Consider the following 19,884-nt stretch of genomic DNA (forward strand, 5'->3'; position numbering starts at 1 on the left):
CTGGAGTTCCCATGCCACTGCACATCCAAACCCCGCTGATCGAATCCCGCCCCCTTTCGCTGAGTGCCGGCCGGCCGGTGTGGCTCAAGCTCGAGGCCCTGCAACCCTGCGGCTCGTTCAAGCTGCGCGGGGTCGGGCATGCCTGTGAAATACACCGGGCCCGTGGCGCGCAACATTTCGTCTCGTCGTCGGGCGGCAATGCCGGGCTGGCGGTGGCCTATGCCGGGCGCAAGCTGGGGCTGCCGGTGACCGTGGTGGTACCCGAAACCACCACCGAGCGGGCCAAGGAGCTTTTGCTGCTCGAAGACGCCAAGGTCGTGGTGCACGGCAGTTCGTGGCAGGAGGCCAACGCCCATGCCCAGACGCTGCTGGGGCCGGACGATGCATTCATCCACCCCTTCGACGACCCGCTGCTGTGGGCCGGCCATGCCAGCATGGTCGACGAAGTGGCGGCGACGGGCTTCAAGCCCGATGCCGTGGTGCTCTCGGTCGGTGGCGGCGGGCTGCTCAGCGGTGTGGTCGAAGGCCTGCAACGCAATGGCTGGCACGACGTGCCGGTGCTGGCGGTGGAGACCGACGGCGCGGCATCGCTGCATGCGGCCATGGCTGCCGGGCATACCGTGGAGCTGCCGGGCATCCAGTCGGTGGCCACCTCGCTGGGGGCCAAGCGGGTTGCCGAGCAGGCGCTGGCCTGCAGCCGTAGCCACACCGTGAATAGCCACCTGGTCAGCGACCGCGAAGCTTTGCAAGCCTGCGAAAGGCTGCTGCGCGATCACCGGGTGCTGGTCGAACCGGCCTGCGGTGCGGCGCTGGCGTTGCTGCAGCGGCCAGAGGTGTTCCAGGCCTACGGCAATGTGCTGGTGATCGTCTGCGGTGGCGCGACCGCAACACTGGAGCAGATCCGCGCCTGGCTGGAACAGGTGGCCTAAGCCCTGCTCGCAGGTACAAGCCCATGGCAGGCTAACTGGGTATCGCTATATACTTTTCAACATAGCGATTCAGAAGTCCTGCCTCAGCCATGTCCAGTATCCGTGACCGCAACCTGCAACTGATCCTCGAAGCTGCCAGCGAAGAGTTCGCCCAACACGGCTTCGCCGCCGCCCGGGTCGAGGCCATCGCCACCCGCGCCGGCCTGCCCAGGGCCAATGTCTTCTACTACTTTCGCAAGAAGCAGCAGCTCTACACCGCCGTGCTGGACCTGGTGATGGAGCCCTTGCTGCTCGCTTCGCGCAGCCTTGCGGCCGAGGCCCATCCAGAGCACGCCCTGCCCCGCTACTTCAAGGCCAAGGCCGAGGTCGCCCGCCAGCACCCCCATGCCACGCGGGTCTGGCTCAAGGAAATGCTCCACGGCGGCCAGCGCCTGCCTGGCGAGCGCAGCGAGGCCCTGCGCCACAGCGCCCGGCAGAACCTCGCCTGCCTTGCGCAGTGGATGGAGCGCGGCCTGATTGCCCGGACCGCGCCGGAGCATCTGCTACTGTTCCTCTGGTCCACGCCCCTGGCCAGTTTCCGTTTCGGCGAGGCGCCCGGCAGCTCGGCGCAGCTCAAGCCGACGCGGGCGTCGACCCAGGCGCTGGCCGACCTGTTCCTGCGCGGCCTGCGCCCGGAGGCTAAGGTGCCGAAGTTGATCGCTATATAAAAAAATCATAACGAAATACACCCTGATGAGGAGTACCGGCATGACTGCCACCAACACTGCAAAGGAAGCTGTGGGTGCCCCCTATCAGCTGGACCTGATGAAACATGCCCAGCGCATGACTTGGCAGGCCGTCGAGCGCATCGCCCAGGGCATCCGCCCCGGCATGCGCGAATCCGAGGCCCGCGCGCTGGGCCAGCAAGTGCTGGAAGCGCTGGGCATGCAGCGGATCTGGCACCCCACCCACATCCGCTTCGGCGCCAACACCCTGAAGACCTTCAAGCAGCGCTCCGAGGGTGACCCGGTGCTGGGCGAGGACGACATCTATTTCATCGACATGGGCGTGGTCTGGGAAGGCCATGAGGGCGATGCCGGCACCACCTTCGTCACCGGCAACGACCCACAGAAGATCGCCTGCGCCGCAGCGGTCAAAACCTTGTTCGACGAGGTCCAGGCGCATTGGCGTACCCAGGGGGTGACGGGGATCGAGCTGTACGATTTTGCCGCCGAGCGCGCACGGGAAATGGGCTGGCAGCTGAACCTGGAAATCAAGGGCCACCGCGTCAGCGACTTCCCCCATGCCATCTACCGGGCCGGTGACCTGGGCGCATTCGACGGGCAGCCGGGCGCAGGCTTGTGGATCCTGGAAATCCAGATCGCCCACCCCGAGCTGCCCTACGGCGCGTTTCACGAGGACCTGCTGGCCTGACCTGGCAAAGCCGCAAGCGCCCTATCAGAGCCTGGCAGCCACTTGCGCCACCCAGTCGATGAACACCCGCAGCCGCGCGCCCACATGGCGATTCGGCGGATAGGCGACGTACAACGGCATGGGCGCCAGCTGCCAGTCTTCGAACAGGCGCACCAGCGCGCCCTGGGCCACCTGCTCACGGGCCATGTAGTCCGGTAACCAGAGCACGCCCAGGCCTGCCAGGCCGGCCGCGAGGTAGGCGTTGCCATCGTCGACCGACAACACGCAGTGCCCCTGGACCTGCACTTGCTGCGCCCCTCGCGCCAGGTTCAGCGGCAACGGCCTGCCGGTGCGCGCCCAGAGGAACCCCACCACATGATGGGCCGAGCCTTCCAGCTCGCCGGGGTGGGTCGGTGTGCCCAGGCGTTCAAGATAAGCCGGCGCGGCGTAGACACCCAACTGCAGGTCGGCCACCCGCCGCGCCATCAGCGACTGGTCGAGCAACTCACCGCCGCGCACCACGCAATCGACATGTTCGCCGATGATGTCGACCATCCGATCGCTGACGCCCATTTCGATCTGAATATCGGGGTAGCGGGCGTGAAACTCGGCCAGCGCGGGCACCAGCACCAGGCGCGCCAGGGGGCTCGGCACATCGACCCTGAGCTTGCCACGCGGGCGCTGGGCGGCTTCACCCAGGCTGCTTTCGGCGTCCTCCAGGTCGGCCAGCAGGCGCTGCACGCGCTCATGGAACTGGGCCCCATCACGGGTCACGCTCACCCGTCGGGTAGTGCGATTGAGCAGGCGCACCCGCAACCGCGCCTCCAGTTGCTGGATCAGCTGAGTGACGCTGGTGCGACTGATGTTCAGGGTTTCGGCGGCCTTGCTGAAACTGCCGGTTTCCACCACTCGGGAAAAAGCGCGCATGGCCTCGAAGCGGTCCATCGGGCATCTCCAATTATTTGCAATTTGCAAACAATCTTAACCGTAACTGCCTGATTATCGGGATTGGTGCGCGGCATACAGTGAGGCCATCCCCACCACGTAGGCCCCCAGACATGACCAAACGCGACGTGATCTTCCCCCCAGGCCGCCAAGCCCTTTACCAGCGCAACCGCTATTCACCGGCCATCCGCGCCAACGGCCTGCTGTTCGTCTCCGGCCAGGTCGGCAGCCGTGAAGACGGCTCGCCGGAACCCGACCTCAAGGCCCAGGTTCACCGGGCCTTCGCCAACCTTGAAGCGATTCTGCGCGAAGCGGGTTGCAGCTTCGACGATGTGCAGGACGTGACGGTGTTCATGGTCGACCCGCAGTCGACATTCGAAACCATCTGGCAGGTGGTACCCGAGTATTGGGGCAGCGCCCCTCATCCAACCTTGACCGCGGTGGGCGTCACTTGGCTTTACGGCTTCGACTTCGAAATCAAGGTCATCGCGAAGTTGCCTTGAGCGGGTTGGCAACCAGCAGCGGGACAATTTCAGGCACCAGCGCATCCGCGCCAACCTCGATCAGCGCGAGGGTCACCGGCAGGCTGAACCGCCGGGGCCCGGCGCTGCCCGGGTTGAGGTACAGGCAGCCTTCCCGCTGTTCGATCAGCGGTTTGTGCGAATGCCCGGTGATCACCCACTGCACGCCTTGATCCAGGTGCGCCGGCACATCGGCCAGGTCGTGCACCAGCAGCACCTGCCAGCCTTGCACCTCGAACCTGTCCACGTCCGGCAAGCCCTGGGCCCAGGGCAGCGCCACGTCGTTGTTGCCACGCACCACCCGCAGTGGTGCAAGCGCTGCAAGCGCCTCAAGCACCTGTGGCTTGCCGATGTCACCGGCGTGCACGATGAGCGCGCAGCCCTCGAGCGCCGCCAGCGCTTCGGGGCGAAGCAAACCATGGGTATCGGAAATAACGCCAACTTTCATTGCCCGCCCCTCGCTACCGGCCTTTGATCAGGATGGTCATATTCGTCTGTTTCAATGGGGCCATTGCACCCCAGGTGTTACCCGACAGCGAGCTCCGGGCAACCGCATGATGGCGCTTTGTATAGGCAATGAGCGGCGACTCGGACGAAAAGCACCTTGCGCCCTTTCGAACTGTGGCAAGTGAAGGCACAATGCGTGTCCTTTTTTTGGCCGGCCTGGCCGGGGGCCTTTAAATGATCAAGACGCCGTACTACCTCATCGATAAAACCAAGCTGCTGAGCAACATGGAGAAGATCGCCTACGTGCGCGAACACTCCGGTGCCAAGGCCCTGCTTGCCCTCAAGTGCTTCGCCACCTGGTCGGTGTTCGACCTGATGCAGCAGTACATGGACGGTACCACTTCGTCCTCGCTGTTCGAGCTCAAGCTCGGCCGCCAGAAGTTCGCCGGCGAAACCCACGCCTACAGCGTGGCCTGGGCCGACGATGAAGTCGAAGAGATGCTCGAAAACTGCGACAAGATCATCTTCAACTCCATCGGCCAGCTCGAGCGCTTCGCCGAGCAATCCGAAGGCAAGGTGCGCGGCCTGCGCGTCAACCCGCAGGTGAGCAGCTCCGACTACCTGCTGGCCGACCCGGCGCGCCCGTTCAGCCGCCTGGGCGAGTGGGACCCCGAGAAGATCGAGAAGGTGATCGAGAAGATCTCCGGCTTCATGTTCCACAACAACTGCGAGAACGGTGACTTCGGCCTGTTCGACAAGATGCTCAGCCACATCGAGGAGCGCTTCGGCCACCTGCTGCACAAGGTCGAATGGGTCAGCCTCGGTGGCGGCATCCACTTCACCGGCGAAGATTACGCGGTGGACGCCTTCTGCGCGCGCCTGAAGCAGTTCTCGCAAACCTACGGCGTGCAGGTGTACCTGGAGCCGGGCGAAGCGGCCATCACCAACAGCGCCTCGCTGGAAGTGACCGTGCTCGACACCCTGTACAACGGCAAGCACCTGGCCGTGGTCGACAGCTCGATCGAAGCACACCTGCTCGACCTGCTGATCTACCGCCTCAACGCCAAGATGGCCCCCAACGATGGCGCGCACACCTACATGGTCTGCGGCAAGTCGTGCCTGGCCGGCGACATCTTCGGCGAGTACCAATTCGACAAGCCACTGGCCATTGGCGATCGCCTGTCGTTCGTCGACACCGCGGGCTACACCATGGTCAAGAAAAACTGGTTCAACGGTTTGAAGATGCCGTCCATCGCGGTCAAGCAACTCGACGGCAGCGTCGAGGTAGTGCGCGAGTTCGGTTTCGAAGACTACGTTTCGAGCCTGTCGTAAGACGGGCTTTCATGAAGGAGAGCAGCTGAATTGAAGAAGAACGTTCTTATCATTGGTGCAGGAGGTGTCGCCAAGGTGGTGGCCCACAAGTGCGCACAGCATAACGACGAACTGGGTCGTATTGCGATTGCGTCACGGAACATCTCCAAATGCCAGGCCATCATCGACAGCGTCAAGGCCAAGGGTAGCCTCAAGGTACCCGCCGACATCCAGGCCTTCTCGCTCAACGCCCTCGATGTCGAGGCGACCAAGGCACTGATCCGCGAGACCGAATCGCAGATCGTGATCAACGTCGGTTCCGCCTTCCTCAACATGTCGGTGCTGCGTGCCTGCATCGATACCGGTGTCGCCTATCTGGACACCGCGATTCACGAAGAACCGGGCAAGATCTGCGAAACCCCGCCCTGGTACGGCAACTACGAGTGGAAACACCTCGAGGAATGCCAGCAGAAGAACATTACCGCCATTCTTGGTGTCGGCTTCGACCCGGGTGTGGTGAACAGCTACGCAAAACTTGCGCAGCAGCAGTATTTCGACCGCATTGATTCGATCGACATCCTCGACGTCAATGCCGGTTCCCACGGCAAGTACTTCGCCACCAACTTCGACCCGGAAATCAACTTCCGCGAGTTCACCGGGCAAGTATGGAGCTGGCAGAACAGCCAGTGGACCAGCAACACCATGTTCGAGGTCAAGCGCACCGACGACTTGCCGGTGGTGGGTTCGCAGAACCTGTACCTCACAGGCCACGACGAAGTGCACTCGATCTCGAAGAACCTGAACGTGCCGAACGTGCGCTTCTGGATGAGCTTCGGCGAGCACTACATCAATGTGTTCACCGTGCTGAAGAACCTGGGCCTGCTCAGCGAGCAACCGGTGAAAACCGCCGAAGGCCTGGAAGTGGTGCCGCTCAAAGTGGTCAAGGCCGTGCTGCCCGACCCGGCCTCGCTGGCCCCCGGCTACACCGGCAAGACCTGCATCGGTGACCTGGTCAAGGGCACCAAGGACGGCCAGCCGCGCGAAGTGTTCATCTACAACGTGGCTGACCACGAAGAAGCCTACGCCGAGACCGACAGCCAGGGCATCTCGTACACCGCCGGCGTACCGCCAGTGGCTGCTGCCCTGCTGGTCGCCCGTGGCGAGTGGGACGCCGGCCGCATGGTCAACGTCGAGGAACTGCCGGCCGAGCCGTTCCTCAAGGCGCTGGACGTGATGGGCCTGCCGACCCGCGTCAAGGATGAAAAAGGCGACCGTCCCTGGGACGCGCAAGCCTAAGCAGCAACAAGAAGGGGTGCCAAATGGCGCCCCTTCTCTTTGTGGGAGCAACTGTCTCATGTTGTCAGTGCTGGCCTCATCGCTGGCAAGCCAGCTCCCACAGGTACGATGCTGCCTCTAAGTTAGCGCGATCCATGTGGGAGCGGGCTTGCCCCGCGATGAGGCCGATGCAGGCTCACGCATTACTTGCGTGCCTCCAGAATCAGGTTGAACGGCGTCTGCGTCGCCCGCCGAAACCGGCTGAACCCCGCCTCCTCGAACACCGCCCGCAAGCGTGCCTCTCCCGCCTGCGCCCCCAGCCCCAGCCCAACCTCCTGCGACAGTGAATTGGGCGTGCAGATGAAGGTCGACGCGGCATAGAACAACCGCCCCACCGGGTTGATATTGGCGTCCAGGCTGTCCTCGGCGAACGGCTCGACCAGCATCACCGTGCCATCCGCCTTCAGTGCCTTGTAGGCATGCCGCGCCGCACCAACCGGGTCGCCCATGTCATGCAGGCAATCGAAGAAGCACACCAGGTCCAGATCGTGGCCGGGGTAGTCCTTGGCCGACGCCTGCTGGAAGCTCACCTGCCCGCCCACACCGGCGTCCCGTGCCCGTTCGGTGGCGGTGGCCACCGAAGGCGCGTGATAGTCATAGCCGACAAAATGCGACTGTGGAAACGCCTGGGCCATGACGATGGTGGAGGCACCGTGACCGCAGCCCACATCCGCCACCTGCGCGCCGGCCTGCAGCTTGCTGACCACGCCTTCCAGCGCCGGCAGCCAATCGGCCACCAGAAAAGTGCGATAGCCCGGGCGGAAAAACCGTTCGGTGCCACTGAACATGCACGGGTGGTGGTCACCCCAGGCCAGCGCGCCATCGCCGCGCATGGCCTTCACCAGCTTGTCCTTGTCGTGGAACAGCGCCGCCAGCACCGCCGCGCCGCCGGCCATGTAGGCCGGCGAGTCTTCCAGCGCCAGGGTCATGGCCTGCTCTTCGGGAAGGGTGAAATTGCCTTGATCGTGCACCACGTAACCGGCCGCAGCCTGGCCATTGAGCCATTCGCGCACCAGCCGGGGCTGGCACCCGGTGCGCTCGGCAAGCGCCTCGGGGCTGACCGGCTGGCTGTCGGCCATCGCCCGGTACAGGCCGAGCTCGTCGCCCAGCACCACGTTGGCCAGGGTCGCCGCGGCGCCCATGTCGCCCACCAGCTTGCCCATGAATTCGTGAAGCCTTGCCTCGTCCATGACCTGACCTCCTCTGCTCAGAAGGCCACCGTCGACGAAGTCCGGTCCGGGGCGGTGGTCGGATTGATGATAGGCCCACAGCAGAACCGGGCCCGGGCTTTAAGTCTAGACCCGCCTGCGCTATCTTCGCCGCGCTGCCGGCACACCCGCCACTACCGGACGGCCGCACCCGTGCAGCAAAGGAATTGCCACCATGTTCTCCAGCCGTACCCTCGTCCTTGTCCTGGGCGTTGCCTTCATCATCATTGACCAGTGGGTGAAGCTGATCGCCCTGGTAGCCCTCGATAACCACAGTTATGTCCTGGGCAACCAGAGCATCTGGCTCGACCTGGCCCTGAGCCTCAACCCCGGCGCCTTCCTCAGCCTGGGTGCCGGCATGCCGGCGCTGCTCAAGCAACTGATCTTCGTGGTCGCCGTGGGCGCGGTGTGCTGCTGGGCCAGCGTCTGGGCGTTCAGGCACTGGCAGGCGGCGCCGATCAAGGCCTTCGCCGCCTGGTTCATCGCCGTGGGCGGGCTGTCCAACTTGATCGACCGGGTGTTTCGCGAGGGGCATGTGGTCGACTACCTGGTGCTCAACATCGGCACGCTGCACACCGGCGTTTTCAACCTGGCGGATATCGCCATCATGGCCGGCGCAGCGGTGCTGATGGTCGATGCCCTGACCAGGCCAGCCAAGCGCTGAGCAACCACCGGTGCGCCGGCCTCAGCGCTTCGAGCACCGTTACTTCCGGGCTCGCGCCAACTGCTCCAGCAGCGCCTTGGCCAAGGCCTTGTCGGAGAACGGGTTCTGCCCGGTGATCAGTTCGCGATCGACCACTACATGCGGCTGCCAGGCCTCGGCATAGCTCATGTTGCCACCCGCGCCGGCCATGGCCTTGGCCGGGTAGAACTGCAGGCGCTCACCCTTGAGCGAACCTTCGAACACCTGCTCCTCGGGGTCGGAAAAGATGGTCATGCGGTAGCCCTGATAGCTCCAGTCGCTGGCCGCCGGGGTTTCGCCACGGGCCAGAGCAGCGCGGTAGGCCGCCGGGTCCTGCTGGGCCGACAGCAGCGTGATCGGGCCATGGCAGATGGCGGCAGTGGGCTTGCCGGCCTGATGGAAATAGCGCAGCAACGCACCGACCTCTGGGTTGTTGGCCAGGTCGATCAGCGGTGCATGGCCACCCGGGATGAAGATCCCGGCGTAGCGATCAAGGTCACCGGCCAGCACTTCCTTGACCGACAGCGTGTCATCGATGCCCGGCAAGCCCTCGACCACCTGGTGGATGCGCTGCATCTCGGCCTTGTCGCCGCCGAAATACATCGGGTCGATCGAACGCTCGTCCACCTGCGGCGCATTGCCCTTGGGCGTGACCAGCACCAGCGAGTAGCCCGCCTTGAGCAACTGGTCGGCAGGCACGCCGAATTCGTTGAGGTAATAGCCCGTGGCGTATTGCTTGCCATCCTGGAGCGCCAGCTGGTGTTCGCTGGACAGCAGCACCAGCACTTCGCCCTTGGGCGCGGCGACGGCAGCACCGGCCACCAGTGCGCTGGCCAGGGCGATGGGTGTGAAGATTTTCATGCAGATGTCCTGATCAGTTGAAGGGTGCGAGGTTCAGTGGGCGGGCCAGTTGGACCCGGGTCGGCGCGGCCAGCCACGCGCCAGTGGCGGCGCGGTAGGCCTGGTAATGAGCGCTGTTGCGATGCGCCTCGACCGCAGCCTCATCGACGTACAGCTCGAACAGCTCGAACGCCAAGGGCTCACCCTCGCGGACAAACAGGTCGTAGCGCAGGTTGCCGGGCTCGGCACGGCTGTGTTCAACCATCAGCTGCAGGGCCTGGGCGGCTGCCTGATAGTGCTCGGGGCTGGGGTGGATCGTGGCGAAAATGGCGATGGACATGGGTATGTTCCGTGCAGGTTCGAATTGACTGGGCCCATGCTAGCCATCGCGTTAGGATTCGATAATTCGAAAGCACTTATTCCTGCGATTCAAAATATGAATATCACCAACAAAGACCTCAACCTGCTGCACCTGTTCCAGGTGCTCTACGAGGAACGCAACGCCTCCCGCGCCGCCGAGCGCATGGCCCTCAGCCAGCCGGCGCTGAGCCACAAGCTGAACAAGTTGCGCCACCAGTTCGGCGACCCGCTGTTCGTCCGCGCGCCACGCGGGCTCACGCCTACGCCTCGAGCCCATGAACTGGCGCCGCAGGTGCAGGTGTTGATTGGTCAACTGCAAAGCTTCTTCGAGCGCTGCGATGGCGAAAACTTCCTCGCCCGCCCTGCCCGCCTGCACCTGTACAGCACCGACTACCTCGAGCAGACGCTGCTGCCCAGGTTGCTGCCGATCCTGCGCAGCCAGGCACCAAACCTCACCCTGGTCACCCACAACACCCGTGGCGAATTGCCCCGCGAGGCGCTGGAGAAAGGCACCTGCGACCTGGCCATCGCCGGTTTCTACACCGGCCTGCCAGACACCTTTCACCAGCAACGGTTGCATGGCGAAGACTTCGTGGTGCTGGCTTCACGGGGCAACCCAAGGCTGACCGACGGCTTGAGCCTTGAGGCCTTCGTGGCCTGCGAGCACCTGATCACCACCCTGACCGGCGACCTCGACGGCCGTGTCGACCGCGCCTTGCGCGCCCTGGGCCATGAGCGGCGGATTGTCGCCGGGCTGTCCAGTTTCATCGCCCCGACGCGACTGGTCAGTGGCACCGACCTGTTGCTGACTTGCCTGCGCTCCCTGGCCGTCGATGCGCTGGAGCGCGACGCCGAACTGTGCATCCACCCGCTGCCGCTGACGCTGCCACAGGTGGAGGTGATGCAGATCTGGCATGAACGAACCCATGCCGATCCGTTGCGGCGCTGGTTCCGTCAGCAGGTGCGAGAGGTGGCGGCGCAGGTGGGTGCGTAATACTGCTGGATGCGCTACGGCCCATCGCCGGCAAGCCGGCTCCCACTCCGATTGCGCATGGCTTGAGCTCAGCGCGGTCGAGGTGGGAGCTGGCTTGCCAGCGAAAAGACCGCAAAGCGGTCGCAAGGCTGAGTCAGGGCGCGGCAACCTCACTGGCCGGCGCCAGCTGCAGCACTGCACTGGTGTAGTCCCACTCCTCCTGCACCTTGTCCGGGTGTTCGTTCAGGCGGATGCCATACGACGGGATGATCTGCCTGACCTTGGCCTGCCATTCGGGCGTGGCCAGCTTGTCCTTGAACACCTTGCCCAGCAGGTCGAGCATGATCGGTGGCGCGGTCGAGGCCCCCGGCGAGGCGCCCAGCAGCCCGGCGATGCTGCCGTCCTTGGAAGTGACGATCTCGGTACCCAACTTGAGCACGCCACCCTGGTTCTCGTCCTTCTTGATGATCTGCACCCGCTGCCCGGCCTGCCACAGGCGCCAGTCCGCAGGCTTGGCCTCGGGGAAATAGGTCTGCAGCGCGGCAAAGCGATCATCGTCGGACTGCAGCACCTGGCCGACCAGGTACTGCACCAGGGCGAACTCGCGCACCCCGACCAGCACCATGGGCCAGGTGTTATGGATCGTGGTGCTGCCCAGCAGGTCCAGCAGCGAACCCTGCTTGAGGAATTTGGTGGAGAAGGTGGCGAACGGCCCGAACAGGATCATCCGCTTGCCATCGAGCACCCGGGTATCCAGGTGCGGCACCGACATCGGTGGCGCACCGGTGGCGGCGATGCCGTAAGCCTTGGCCATGTGGCGTTGAGCGATGGCCGGGTTGTCGGTGACCAGGAACGAGCCACCCACCGGGAAGCCGGCATAGTCCTTGGCCTCGTCGATGCCGGACTTCTGCAGCAACGGCAGCGCGGCGCCGCCGGCACCGATGAACAGGAACTTGGCGTCGGTGGCGGCCGTACTGCCATCCTTGAGGCTCTTGTACTCGACGTGCCAGCTGCCATCGTCGTTACGGGTGATGTTCTCGACCTCGGTGGACAGCTTGAGGTCGAAGTTCGGCCGGGTCTGCAGGTAGCCCACGTACTGGCGGGTGATCTCGCCAAAGTTGACGTCGGTGCCGATCGGCGTCCAGGTCACCGCGAGCTTCTGGTTGGGGTCGCGCCCTTCCATCATCAGCGGCACCCACTTGGCTATCTGCGCGTGGTCTTCGGAATACTGCATGGGCTTGAACAGCGGGCTGGCCTGCAGCGCCTCATAGCGTTTGCGCAGGAAGCGGATGTTGTCATCGCCCCAGACGAAACTCATGTGCGGGGTGGTATTGATGAACGAGCGTGGGTTCTTCAGCACCCCCTGCTTCACCTGCCAGGCGAGGAACTGCCGGGTGATCTGGAACGATTCGTTGATCTCCACCGCCTTGCTGATGTCGATCTTGCCGTCCTTCTCCGGCGTGTAGTTGAGCTCGGCCAGGGCCGAGTGCCCGGTGCCGGCGTTGTTCCAGCCGTTGGAGCTTTCTTCGGCAACCTTGTCCAGGCGCTCGACCATTTCCATCGACCAGCCAGGCTCCAGCTCGTTGAGCCACACGGCGAGAGTGGAACTCATGATGCCGCCGCCCACCAACATCACATCGACCTTCTTCGTGTCCGCCGCCTGGGCGCTAGCCAGGCCCAGTACAACGATGAGGCCGGCCAGCCCCCATCTGCTTCTCTTGGTGATTTTCATGGTCGCTCCCGCGAGTCGCAGCGCGTCCCGCTCCAATTCCTGCCCGTGCCCGCCTGCCCATGCGCCCGACATGGCCCATGACCAGACTATTCGGCAGCAAGCTTAGCTGACCGGGCTGCTCGGGTAGGGAAAGCCGCGACTTTGAGACAAGTTCGGTTGCAAAGTACGAGATGCTTCCACGATGCTTGATGGCTTTATGGACCACGGCACAGGCAATGGACAAGGACATGCATTGATGGACATTTTAGGGATCCCGCTATTCGTGGTGCTGTTGGCGTTCCTGATGGTGGCCACGGTGATCGATCATCGGCGACGCAAGCAGGGGCTGCTCGACCTGCGCCAGCAAGGGTTCGAGTACATTTTCAACGGTAAAGGCAGAACGTATCTGGCATTCAACCTGCCTGAGGCCACGATCCGCATCGGCAAGCTCGGCGCAGCCCAGTGCCTGCAACGCCCGGTCAGCATCATTTCGCACTTTGAGTGGAAATGGGTCGAGCGGAACGCCGTCAAACGCGAGAACCGCTTCGTGTTCTTCCTCAGCGACCTGGAGATTTCCATGCACGAAGTTTTCTACAGCACCGACGAACGCCTGGCCGAAATCGAATGGGCCAAGCTCCAGGCGGTGTACAACCACGCTGTCTCCTACCAGACACAGGTAATCGAGCAAATGCCAAGAACCGACACCTACGATCTTTTCATTTCCCACGCCAGCGAAGACAAGGAAGCCTTCGTCCGCCCCCTGGTCAACGCGTTGCAGGCACTGGGCCTGCGAGTATGGTACGACGAGTTCACGCTGGAGATCGGCGACAGCCTGCGCCGGTCCATCGACCATGGCCTGGGTAATTCGCGGTTTGGCATCGTGGTGCTCTCTCCTTCGTTCTTTGCCAAACAATGGACCCAGTACGAGCTTGACGCCCTGGTCAACCGCTCCATGTCCGGCGAGAAAGTGGTCTTGCCCATCTGGCACGACGTGCAGCACCCGGAAGTTTCCCGTTACAGCCACAGCCTGGCAGACAAGGTTGCATTCTCATCGTCGGCGCTGAGTATCGATGAAATGGCGACGGCGTTCCTGCGCGTTGTACAGCGCGAACTGCACTGAAAACACCGCGGCGTATTCACGACACTTGTCTTCTCGACGCCCTATCAATACTGTATGCATGAACAGCACTCATAAGGCATGTGCATGCAACTGATCGCCAAACTCGGCATCCTCGCCGACGCCGCCAAATACGACGCTTCCTGCGCCAGCAGCGGCGCGCCCAAGCGCGGTTCGCGTGGCCGTGATGGGCTGGGCGCCACCGACGGAACGGGCATCTGCCACAGCTACACCCCCGACGGGCGCTGCGTGTCGCTGCTCAAGGTGCTGCTGACCAACTTCTGCCTGTACGACTGCCAATACTGCGTCAACCGCCGTTCCAGCAACGTGCCGCGGGCACGCTTCAGCCCTGAGGAAGTGGTGCGCCTGACCCTGGATTTCTACCGGCGCAACTGCATCAGCGGGCTGTTTTTGAGCTCCGGGATCATCCGCTCGGCCGACTACACCATGGAGCAACTGATCCGGGTGGCGCGCCTGCTGCGCGAAGAGCACAACTTCCGTGGCTACATCCACCTCAAGACCATCCCGGATGCCGACCCGCTGCTGATCGAGGAGGCCGGGCGCCTGGCCGACCGGCTCAGCGTCAATATCGAACTGCCCACCGACGCCAGCCTCCAGCGCCTGGCCCCGGAGAAGCAGGCCAGCACCATCCGCCTGGCCATGGGCGTGATCCACCAGGGCCAGCAAGCGGTGGCCAACGAGCCTCGGGCGCCGCGCTTCACCCCCGCCGGGCAGAGCACCCAGGTGATCGTCGGCGCCGACGCCACCGACGACAGCACCCTGCTGCGCAACGCCGAATCGCTGTACCAGGGCTACGGCCTCAAGCGCGTGTACTACTCGGCCTTCAGCCCGATCCCCGACAGCCCCGCCAGCGTGCCCCTGGCCGCCCCGCCACTGCTGCGCGAGCACCGCCTGTACCAGGCCGACTTCCTGTTGCGCGGCTATGGCTACAAGGCCGGCGAGCTGCTGGGCGCAAGTGGCAACCTGGCACTGGACATCGACCCGAAACTGGCCTGGGCGCTGGCCAACCGCGAGGTGTTTCCGCTCGACGTCAACCGCGCAGAACCGGCGCTGCTGGCGCGCATCCCCGGCATCGGCCTGCGCAGCGTGCAACGCATGGTGGCCCTGCGCCGCGAACGGCGGATCCGCTACGACGACCTGATCCAGCTGCGCTGCGTGCTGGAAAAAGCCCGCCCGTTCATTGTCACCAGCGACTACCGACCGGCCCAGGCCGAACTGCGCAGCGGGCTGTTGCGCGAGCGCCTGCGCGAACCCCAGGCCCCCGTGCAGATGGGGTTGTGGGGGTGATCGCGCTCGATTGCGACGACTGCTTCGCCACCTGGCGCGACCAGGCCAGGCGCCTGCTCGGCCACGGTATCGACCCGGCCGAAGTCACTTGGAGCCAGGGCCCGATGGACGACCTGCTGGCCGTCCCGGAGGCGCTGCCCGAAGGCCCAGGCCCCTTCCATGCCCGGGTGCCGGCGGCCTTGCTGGCCCAATTGGAGCAGGCCGGGCGCTACCGCGGTGAACAGCGCTGGAACCTGCTGTACGAAGTGCTCTGGCGCGTCGCCCACGGCGACCGCACCGCCATGCTCGCCGGCGACCGCCTGGGCAGCGAGCTGCAACGGCGCATCAAGCAGGTCGGCCGCGAAGCCCACCACCTGCATGCCTTCGTGCGCTTCGTGCCACTGCCTGCGGCGCTGGCCGAACACCTGCAGCTGGACCTGGTGGCCTACCACGAACCGGCCCACGACATCCTCGACAGTGCCAGCGGCCACTTTGCCGAGCGCCTGGGGCGCCAGCGCTGGCTGATCGCCACGCCCCGCGACGGCGTGCGCTACGACGGTGCGTCGCTCGAATACCAGCGGCGCTGCCCCGAAGCCTGGCAGCAGTGGGCGCGCACTGCCGAAGACCCCGACGCCGAGCTGTGGCTGACCTATTACCGCCACACCTTCAACCCGGCCCGGCTCAACCCCGACGCCTTGCGCCAGCATCTGCCCGGGCGGTTCTGGCGCCACCTGCCGGAAGGGCCGCTGATTCCGCAACTGGTGGGCCAGGCGCGCCACGGCAAGCAGCGGGATGGCCAGGCACGGGAAGTGGCGCAACAGCGTGGCAAACAGATCAGCGCCAGCCCCGCACGGCCTGTCAGGTCGCCTACCTCCGAGGCTTGAGCAGCGTGCGTTAGCCCTGCAAAAACCATTCGCCCGAATGGCAATTGTGAAAAATACGTCAAATTTATATCCGGCCGGGCTATGACCAGGCGAGGAATCCTGACAGACTTATTGCTAATCATTCTCATAAGTACTAGCAATAAGGATAAAGCCCGGCATGTCTCCGCTTCGCTTGCCCCGCCGCTTCACGCCCACGCGCAACCTGCTGGCCATGGCTGTCTGCATGGCCTCCCTGCCCCTCGCCGTCGCCGCCGAACCGCCGCAAACCGATGCACCGGCCGTGCTCGAACTGGGCGCCACGGCCATCAACGACAGCCGTCTGGGCAGCACCACCGAAGGTTCGCAGTCGTACACCACCGGAGCCATGTCCACGGCTACAAAGCTGCCGCTGACCATGCGCGAAACACCCCAGTCGGTGACCGTGATCACGCGCCAGCGCATGGACGACCAGGCCATGACCAGCATCAACGATGTGGCCAAGTACACGCCGGGCCTGTTCCTCAACCAGTCCAACGGCCCGGGCCGCCAGACCTACACCGCCCGTGGCTTTGACGTCGACAACATCATGTACGACGGCATCCCCAGCGCGTACACCGGCTGGGTGGTCGGCGCCCAGCCTAACCTGGCGATGTTCGACCGGGTGGAAGTGGTGCGCGGCTCCACCGGCCTGGTCACCGGCGCCGGCACCCCCTCGGCCGCCATCAACCTGGTGCGCAAGCGCCCATTGGCCGAGCAGAAAGTCACCCTGACCGGTGCCGCCGGCAGCTGGGACAACTACCGCGGCGAGCTCGACGCCTCCAGCCCGCTCAACGACAGCGGCACCCTGCGCGGCCGAGTGGTCACCTCATACCGCGACGCCAACGGCTTTCGCGATGGCCAGGAAGAAGATCACGGCCTGTTCTACGCCATCACCGAAGCCGACCTGAGCGAAGACACCACCCTCACCCTCGGTTTCTCCCACCAGAAGGACAAGACCAACTTCTTCTGGGGCGCCATCCCCACCGACCTCGGCGGCCATCACCTGGACGTGTCGCGCTCGTACAACCCGGGCACCGACTGGGAGAACAAGGACCAGGAGATCAACACCCTGTTCGCCGAAGTGCGCCACCGCCTGGCCAACGACTGGAAGCTGCAGGTCAACGCCAACTACAGCGAGCAGGACGCACTGTTCCGCGGCTCGTACCAGTCGCGCTGGAACGCCGCCAAGACCCTGAGCCGGACGGTCTACCAGTCGAAGCACGACGAGAACCAGCTGGGCCTGGATGCCTTTGCCAGCGGCCCGTTCCAGGCCCTGGGCCGCACCCACGAACTGGTGGTCGGCGCCAGCAAGCGCCTCTACGACATGAACCAGGACAACTACAGCCCGTACAACACCGACTACCCCCTGGGTGGCGGCAAGCCCGGCTTCGTGCACACCAGCAACAACCGCTACCTGATCAACCAGGAAGGCGTCTACAGCACCACCCGCCTGAGCCTGGCCGACCCGCTCAAGCTGATCCTCGGCGGGCGTCTGGACTGGTACGACTACGACCAGCGCGACAACGACGCCGGCGACTACAAGGTCACCCGCAAGGTCACCCGCTACGGCGGCCTGATCTACGACCTGGATGACCAGCACTCGGTCTACGTCAGCTACACCGACATCTTCACCCCGCAGGACGGGCGTGACGGCTCCGGCAAACCGGTAACGCCGATCGTCGGCAAGAACTACGAGGTCGGCATCAAGGGCGAGTACTTCGACGGCGCACTGAACGCCAGCCTGGCAGTGTTCCGCATCGACCAGGAAAACCGCCAGGTCGAGGTGAAACTGCCAGACTGCCCGCAACTGAGCTGCTACCAGGCCTCCGGCGAGGTGCGCAGCCAGGGCATCGACTTCGAACTGCAGGGGGCGCTGACCGAGCAGTGGCAAATCGGCGGTGGCTACACCTATGCCCGCGTCCACACCATCAAGGACCAGAACAACCCGCAGAACATCAACAAACCGCTCAACTCCGACACCCCCGAGCACCAGTTCAAGCTGTACACCACGTACCGCTTCCAGGGCCCGCTGGAAAAACTGCGCGTGGGTGGCGGCGTCACCTGGCAGAGCCGCATGTACAACGACATCGCCCTGGCCGATGGCAGCAGCTACCGCTTGATCCAGGGCGCCTATGCGGTTACCGACCTGATGGCCGGCTACCAGGTCAGCCCGCAGCTGGACCTGCAGCTCAACGCCAACAACGTGTTCGACAAGCACTACTACTCGTCGATTTCCGAATCGGTGGACTACGGTGGCGACACCTTTGGCGACCCACGCAACTTCATGCTGACCGCCAAATACAGCTTCTGACATCCGCAGGCGCATGGATGCGCCGCTCCCCAGCTCTGTCGCCAGGCTTGGATACAGACTCTCTACCCGGTTAGACTCCGCGCCTTTTCCAGCGAGCCCGCCCATGGCCAGGATTACCGGACGCAACGCCACCCTCTGCGGCCTCGCCGCCATCTTGCTGTGGAGCACCGCCTCGGGCCTGATCCGCAGCGTCAGCCAGCATTTCGGCGCCATTGGCGGCGCGGCGCTGATCTATACCCTGGGCGCGCTGTTGCTGCTGGTATTGCTGGGCAAGCCACGTTTTCGCAAGGCCTCGCCCTGGTACCTGCTCGGCGGCTCGGCGCTGTTCGTCGCCTACGAGATCTGCCTGTCACTGGCGCTGGGCTATGCCCTGGACAGCACCCAGGCGATCCAGCTGATGGTGGTCAACTACCTGTGGCCGAGCCTGACCGTGCTGCTGGCGATCGTGATGAATCGCCAGGCGGCGCGCTGGTACATCGTGCCAGGCACCGCGCTGGCACTGCTCGGCATCCTCTGGGTGGTGAGCAGCGATGGCCTGTCGCTGGCCAGCGTGCTCGCCAACATTCGCTCCAACCCGTTGGGCTATGGCCTGGCTGCCAGCTGCGCGATCACCTTCGCGCTGTACTGCAACATCACCCGCCGCTACGCCGACGGGCAGAACCATGTGGTGCTGTTCTTCCTGCTCACTGCGGCGGTGCTGTGGCTCAAGTACGCCATCAGCGCAGAAACGCTGCCGGCCTTCAGTACCGGCGCCAGCCTGGAACTGCTCGGGGCGGGCCTTTCCATCGCCGGCGGCTACGCGTTGTGGAACTTAGGTATCCTGCGCGGCAACCTGACCCTGCTGGCCACCGCCTCGTACTTTGCCCCGGTGCTGTCGTCGGCGTTCGCCGCGCTGTGGCTCGGTGCGCATCTGGCCCTGCAGTTCTGGCAGGGTGCGTTGCTGGTCACCCTGGGTTCTTTGCTGTGCTGGCAGGCGACCCGCCAACCTCGCTCGGGCGCCTGACAGCGAAGCGGCACACCTGCCCACCGCGCAGCATGCATTCCAGGTGCTGCGCCTCGCCGCCCCCCAGGGCGCCGATCAGCGCCAGGTCCAGTTCGCACACCGACGGGTGCGCCTTGGCCAGGTGATGGAACACGCAGTTGTGGGCGACGATCTCCGGCTCACCGGAGGAGCGGAAGAACACCGCCGCTTCATAGCCGGCCTGGTTCATGTGCTGCACGATCCGCGCCTCATCAACCACCTCCTGCTCAAGGTCGGCAGCCAGCTTGCGCCCCAGGCCACGCAGCAGCGCCAGCAACGCGTCGTTGCCAAGCAGGCCGGCGACCTCGTCGATCAGCAGGTTGGCCAGCAAGGGGTACTGCCGCGGGAACAGCTCACGGGCCTGCTCGGTGAGCTGGTGCAGTTGCTCTGGCCGGCGCCCGGTGGGCCGGGTGGCACCGCGCTGTACCAGGCCGTCGCGCTCCAGCGCCGCCAGGTGCTGGCGCACCGCGGTACGGGTGATCGCCAGCGCCTGGGCCAGGTCATCGATGCTCATGCCCGCCGGCTGATGCAACAGCGCATAGAGCAGGTCACGCTGGGTACGGCCCAATCCTTCCAGCATTGGCGCAGGCTC

The 19,884-nt window shown here is 64.6% G+C and carries 20 protein-coding genes; 13 read left to right on the top strand and 7 right to left on the bottom strand.

All coding sequences use genetic code 11. The annotated features are described in order from the left end of the window. Positions 1–11: 11 nt before the first annotated feature. The 3 genes from LOY51_RS17515 (at position 12) to LOY51_RS17525 (ending at position 2,342) form a co-directional block, all read left to right on the top strand. A complete protein-coding gene (locus LOY51_RS17515; RefSeq protein WP_125859297.1) occupies positions 12–929 on the top strand; it encodes a pyridoxal-phosphate dependent enzyme in 918 nt (305 codons plus the stop codon). Positions 930–1,018: 89 nt separating this feature from the next. Further along, on the top strand, positions 1,019–1,636 hold the full coding sequence (locus tag LOY51_RS17520; RefSeq protein WP_125859298.1) for a TetR family transcriptional regulator C-terminal domain-containing protein: 618 nt from the start codon (positions 1,019–1,021) through the stop codon (positions 1,634–1,636). Between the two features lie 40 nt (positions 1,637–1,676). Further along, on the top strand, positions 1,677–2,342 hold the full coding sequence (locus LOY51_RS17525) for a M24 family metallopeptidase (protein WP_258642332.1): 666 nt from the start codon (positions 1,677–1,679) through the stop codon (positions 2,340–2,342). 24 nt (positions 2,343–2,366) lie between these two features. Here LOY51_RS17525 and LOY51_RS17530 read toward each other — a convergent pair whose 3' ends face one another. Next, positions 2,367–3,266, bottom strand: coding sequence for a LysR family transcriptional regulator (locus LOY51_RS17530; RefSeq protein ID WP_258642334.1), 900 nt, complete (start codon positions 3,264–3,266; stop codon positions 2,367–2,369). A 113-nt stretch (positions 3,267–3,379) separates the two neighbouring features. Here LOY51_RS17530 and LOY51_RS17535 point away from each other — a divergent pair, with 113 nt between their 5' ends. Then, on the top strand, positions 3,380–3,769 hold the full coding sequence (locus LOY51_RS17535) for a RidA family protein (protein WP_258642336.1): 390 nt from the start codon (positions 3,380–3,382) through the stop codon (positions 3,767–3,769). Here LOY51_RS17535 and LOY51_RS17540 read toward each other — a convergent pair. Then, positions 3,750–4,235, bottom strand: a complete 486-nt coding sequence (locus tag LOY51_RS17540; RefSeq protein ID WP_258642338.1) for a metallophosphoesterase family protein — start codon at positions 4,233–4,235, stop codon at positions 3,750–3,752. The two genes, LOY51_RS17535 and LOY51_RS17540, sit on opposite strands and share 20 nt — an antisense overlap. Before the next feature lie 233 nt (positions 4,236–4,468). Between LOY51_RS17540 and LOY51_RS17545 the strand changes: the two genes are divergently transcribed. After that, on the top strand, positions 4,469–5,566 hold the full coding sequence (locus LOY51_RS17545) for a carboxynorspermidine decarboxylase (RefSeq protein ID WP_125464690.1): 1,098 nt from the start codon (positions 4,469–4,471) through the stop codon (positions 5,564–5,566). A gap of 30 nt (positions 5,567–5,596) precedes the next feature. Next, positions 5,597–6,841 carry a saccharopine dehydrogenase family protein gene (locus LOY51_RS17550; protein ID WP_125464691.1) on the top strand — a complete coding sequence of 415 codons (1,245 nt, stop codon included), beginning with the start codon at positions 5,597–5,599 and terminating at the stop codon, positions 6,839–6,841. Positions 6,842–7,023: 182 nt separating this feature from the next. On the opposite strand, the gene LOY51_RS17555 is transcribed toward LOY51_RS17550, so the two are convergent. Then, positions 7,024–8,070 (bottom strand): class I SAM-dependent methyltransferase, encoded by a 1,047-nt coding sequence (locus LOY51_RS17555; RefSeq protein WP_258642341.1) that lies wholly within the window; start codon positions 8,068–8,070, stop codon positions 7,024–7,026. Positions 8,071–8,263: 193 nt separating this feature from the next. Between LOY51_RS17555 and LOY51_RS17560 the strand changes: the two genes are divergently transcribed. Continuing rightward, positions 8,264–8,752, top strand: a complete 489-nt coding sequence (locus tag LOY51_RS17560) for a signal peptidase II (RefSeq protein WP_125464693.1) — start codon at positions 8,264–8,266, stop codon at positions 8,750–8,752. 39 nt (positions 8,753–8,791) lie between these two features. On the opposite strand, the gene LOY51_RS17565 is transcribed toward LOY51_RS17560, so the two are convergent. Further along, positions 8,792–9,631, bottom strand: coding sequence for a type 1 glutamine amidotransferase domain-containing protein (locus tag LOY51_RS17565; protein ID WP_258642343.1), 840 nt, complete (start codon positions 9,629–9,631; stop codon positions 8,792–8,794). 13 nt (positions 9,632–9,644) lie between these two features. After that, the gene (locus LOY51_RS17570; protein WP_125464695.1) at positions 9,645–9,950 is read right to left on the bottom strand and encodes a putative quinol monooxygenase; all 306 of its coding nucleotides are present in this window, start codon (positions 9,948–9,950) and stop codon (positions 9,645–9,647) included. Positions 9,951–10,046: 96 nt separating this feature from the next. Here LOY51_RS17570 and LOY51_RS17575 point away from each other — a divergent pair, with 96 nt between their 5' ends. After that, positions 10,047–10,964 (top strand): LysR family transcriptional regulator, encoded by a 918-nt coding sequence (locus tag LOY51_RS17575; protein ID WP_125859305.1) that lies wholly within the window; start codon positions 10,047–10,049, stop codon positions 10,962–10,964. Between the two features lie 133 nt (positions 10,965–11,097). Here LOY51_RS17575 and mqo read toward each other — a convergent pair whose 3' ends face one another. Beyond that, positions 11,098–12,675 (bottom strand): malate dehydrogenase (quinone), encoded by a 1,578-nt coding sequence (gene mqo, locus LOY51_RS17580; RefSeq protein WP_258642346.1) that lies wholly within the window; start codon positions 12,673–12,675, stop codon positions 11,098–11,100. 181 nt (positions 12,676–12,856) lie between these two features. On the opposite strand from mqo, the gene LOY51_RS17585 reads away from it, so the two are divergent. From LOY51_RS17585 to yddG, 5 genes are all read left to right on the top strand, one after another. Then, a complete protein-coding gene (locus tag LOY51_RS17585; RefSeq protein ID WP_258642348.1) occupies positions 12,857–13,774 on the top strand; it encodes a toll/interleukin-1 receptor domain-containing protein in 918 nt (305 codons plus the stop codon). A gap of 84 nt (positions 13,775–13,858) precedes the next feature. Continuing rightward, complete coding sequence (locus LOY51_RS17590; protein WP_125464698.1) at positions 13,859–15,079, top strand: putative DNA modification/repair radical SAM protein; 1,221 nt, start codon at positions 13,859–13,861, stop codon at positions 15,077–15,079. Continuing rightward, positions 15,070–15,942: a TIGR03915 family putative DNA repair protein gene (locus tag LOY51_RS17595; RefSeq protein ID WP_125859309.1), complete on the top strand. Its 873-nt coding sequence runs from the start codon at positions 15,070–15,072 to the stop codon at positions 15,940–15,942. Before LOY51_RS17590 ends, LOY51_RS17595 begins: the two co-directional genes overlap by 10 nt. Positions 15,943–16,099: 157 nt before the next feature. Beyond that, positions 16,100–18,271 carry a TonB-dependent siderophore receptor gene (locus LOY51_RS17600; RefSeq protein ID WP_258642349.1) on the top strand — a complete coding sequence of 724 codons (2,172 nt, stop codon included), beginning with the start codon at positions 16,100–16,102 and terminating at the stop codon, positions 18,269–18,271. A 103-nt stretch (positions 18,272–18,374) separates the two neighbouring features. Then, a complete protein-coding gene (gene yddG / locus LOY51_RS17605; RefSeq protein WP_309475581.1) occupies positions 18,375–19,274 on the top strand; it encodes an aromatic amino acid DMT transporter YddG in 900 nt (299 codons plus the stop codon). Here the strand turns inward: yddG and LOY51_RS17610 are convergent. Next, entirely contained in the window at positions 19,216–19,872 is a 657-nt protein-coding gene (locus LOY51_RS17610) for a helix-turn-helix transcriptional regulator (RefSeq protein ID WP_258642350.1), read from the bottom strand. The genes yddG and LOY51_RS17610 overlap by 59 nt on opposite strands. Positions 19,873–19,884: the final 12 nt, after the last annotated feature.

The sequence above is a fragment of the Pseudomonas sichuanensis genome, from assembly GCF_024749065.1.
GTDB classification, from domain to species: domain Bacteria; phylum Pseudomonadota; class Gammaproteobacteria; order Pseudomonadales; family Pseudomonadaceae; genus Aquipseudomonas; species Aquipseudomonas sichuanensis.

Bases quoted from the DNA above. Each gene is read 5' to 3' on its own strand.
- LOY51_RS17600 (WP_258642349.1), top strand. From the start codon at position 16,100: ATGTCTCCGCTTCGCTTGCCCCGCCGCTTCACGCCCACGCGCAACCTG.
- yddG (WP_309475581.1), top strand. From the start codon at position 18,375: ATGGCCAGGATTACCGGACGCAACGCCACCCTCTGCGGCCTCGCCGCC.
- LOY51_RS17570 (WP_125464695.1), bottom strand. From the start codon at position 9,950: ATGTCCATCGCCATTTTCGCCACGATCCACCCCAGCCCCGAGCACTAT.
- LOY51_RS17535 (WP_258642336.1), top strand. From the start codon at position 3,380: ATGACCAAACGCGACGTGATCTTCCCCCCAGGCCGCCAAGCCCTTTAC.
- LOY51_RS17515 (WP_125859297.1), top strand. From the start codon at position 12: ATGCCACTGCACATCCAAACCCCGCTGATCGAATCCCGCCCCCTTTCG.
- LOY51_RS17530 (WP_258642334.1), bottom strand. From the start codon at position 3,266: ATGGACCGCTTCGAGGCCATGCGCGCTTTTTCCCGAGTGGTGGAAACC.
- LOY51_RS17520 (WP_125859298.1), top strand. From the start codon at position 1,019: ATGTCCAGTATCCGTGACCGCAACCTGCAACTGATCCTCGAAGCTGCC.
- LOY51_RS17590 (WP_125464698.1), top strand. From the start codon at position 13,859: ATGCAACTGATCGCCAAACTCGGCATCCTCGCCGACGCCGCCAAATAC.
- LOY51_RS17525 (WP_258642332.1), top strand. From the start codon at position 1,677: ATGACTGCCACCAACACTGCAAAGGAAGCTGTGGGTGCCCCCTATCAG.
- LOY51_RS17610 (WP_258642350.1), bottom strand. From the start codon at position 19,872: ATGCTGGAAGGATTGGGCCGTACCCAGCGTGACCTGCTCTATGCGCTG.
- LOY51_RS17545 (WP_125464690.1), top strand. From the start codon at position 4,469: ATGATCAAGACGCCGTACTACCTCATCGATAAAACCAAGCTGCTGAGC.
- LOY51_RS17575 (WP_125859305.1), top strand. From the start codon at position 10,047: ATGAATATCACCAACAAAGACCTCAACCTGCTGCACCTGTTCCAGGTG.
- LOY51_RS17540 (WP_258642338.1), bottom strand. From the start codon at position 4,235: ATGAAAGTTGGCGTTATTTCCGATACCCATGGTTTGCTTCGCCCCGAA.
- LOY51_RS17565 (WP_258642343.1), bottom strand. From the start codon at position 9,631: ATGAAAATCTTCACACCCATCGCCCTGGCCAGCGCACTGGTGGCCGGT.
- LOY51_RS17585 (WP_258642348.1), top strand. From the start codon at position 12,857: ATGCTTGATGGCTTTATGGACCACGGCACAGGCAATGGACAAGGACAT.
- LOY51_RS17560 (WP_125464693.1), top strand. From the start codon at position 8,264: ATGTTCTCCAGCCGTACCCTCGTCCTTGTCCTGGGCGTTGCCTTCATC.
- mqo (WP_258642346.1), bottom strand. From the start codon at position 12,675: ATGAAAATCACCAAGAGAAGCAGATGGGGGCTGGCCGGCCTCATCGTT.
- LOY51_RS17555 (WP_258642341.1), bottom strand. From the start codon at position 8,070: ATGGACGAGGCAAGGCTTCACGAATTCATGGGCAAGCTGGTGGGCGAC.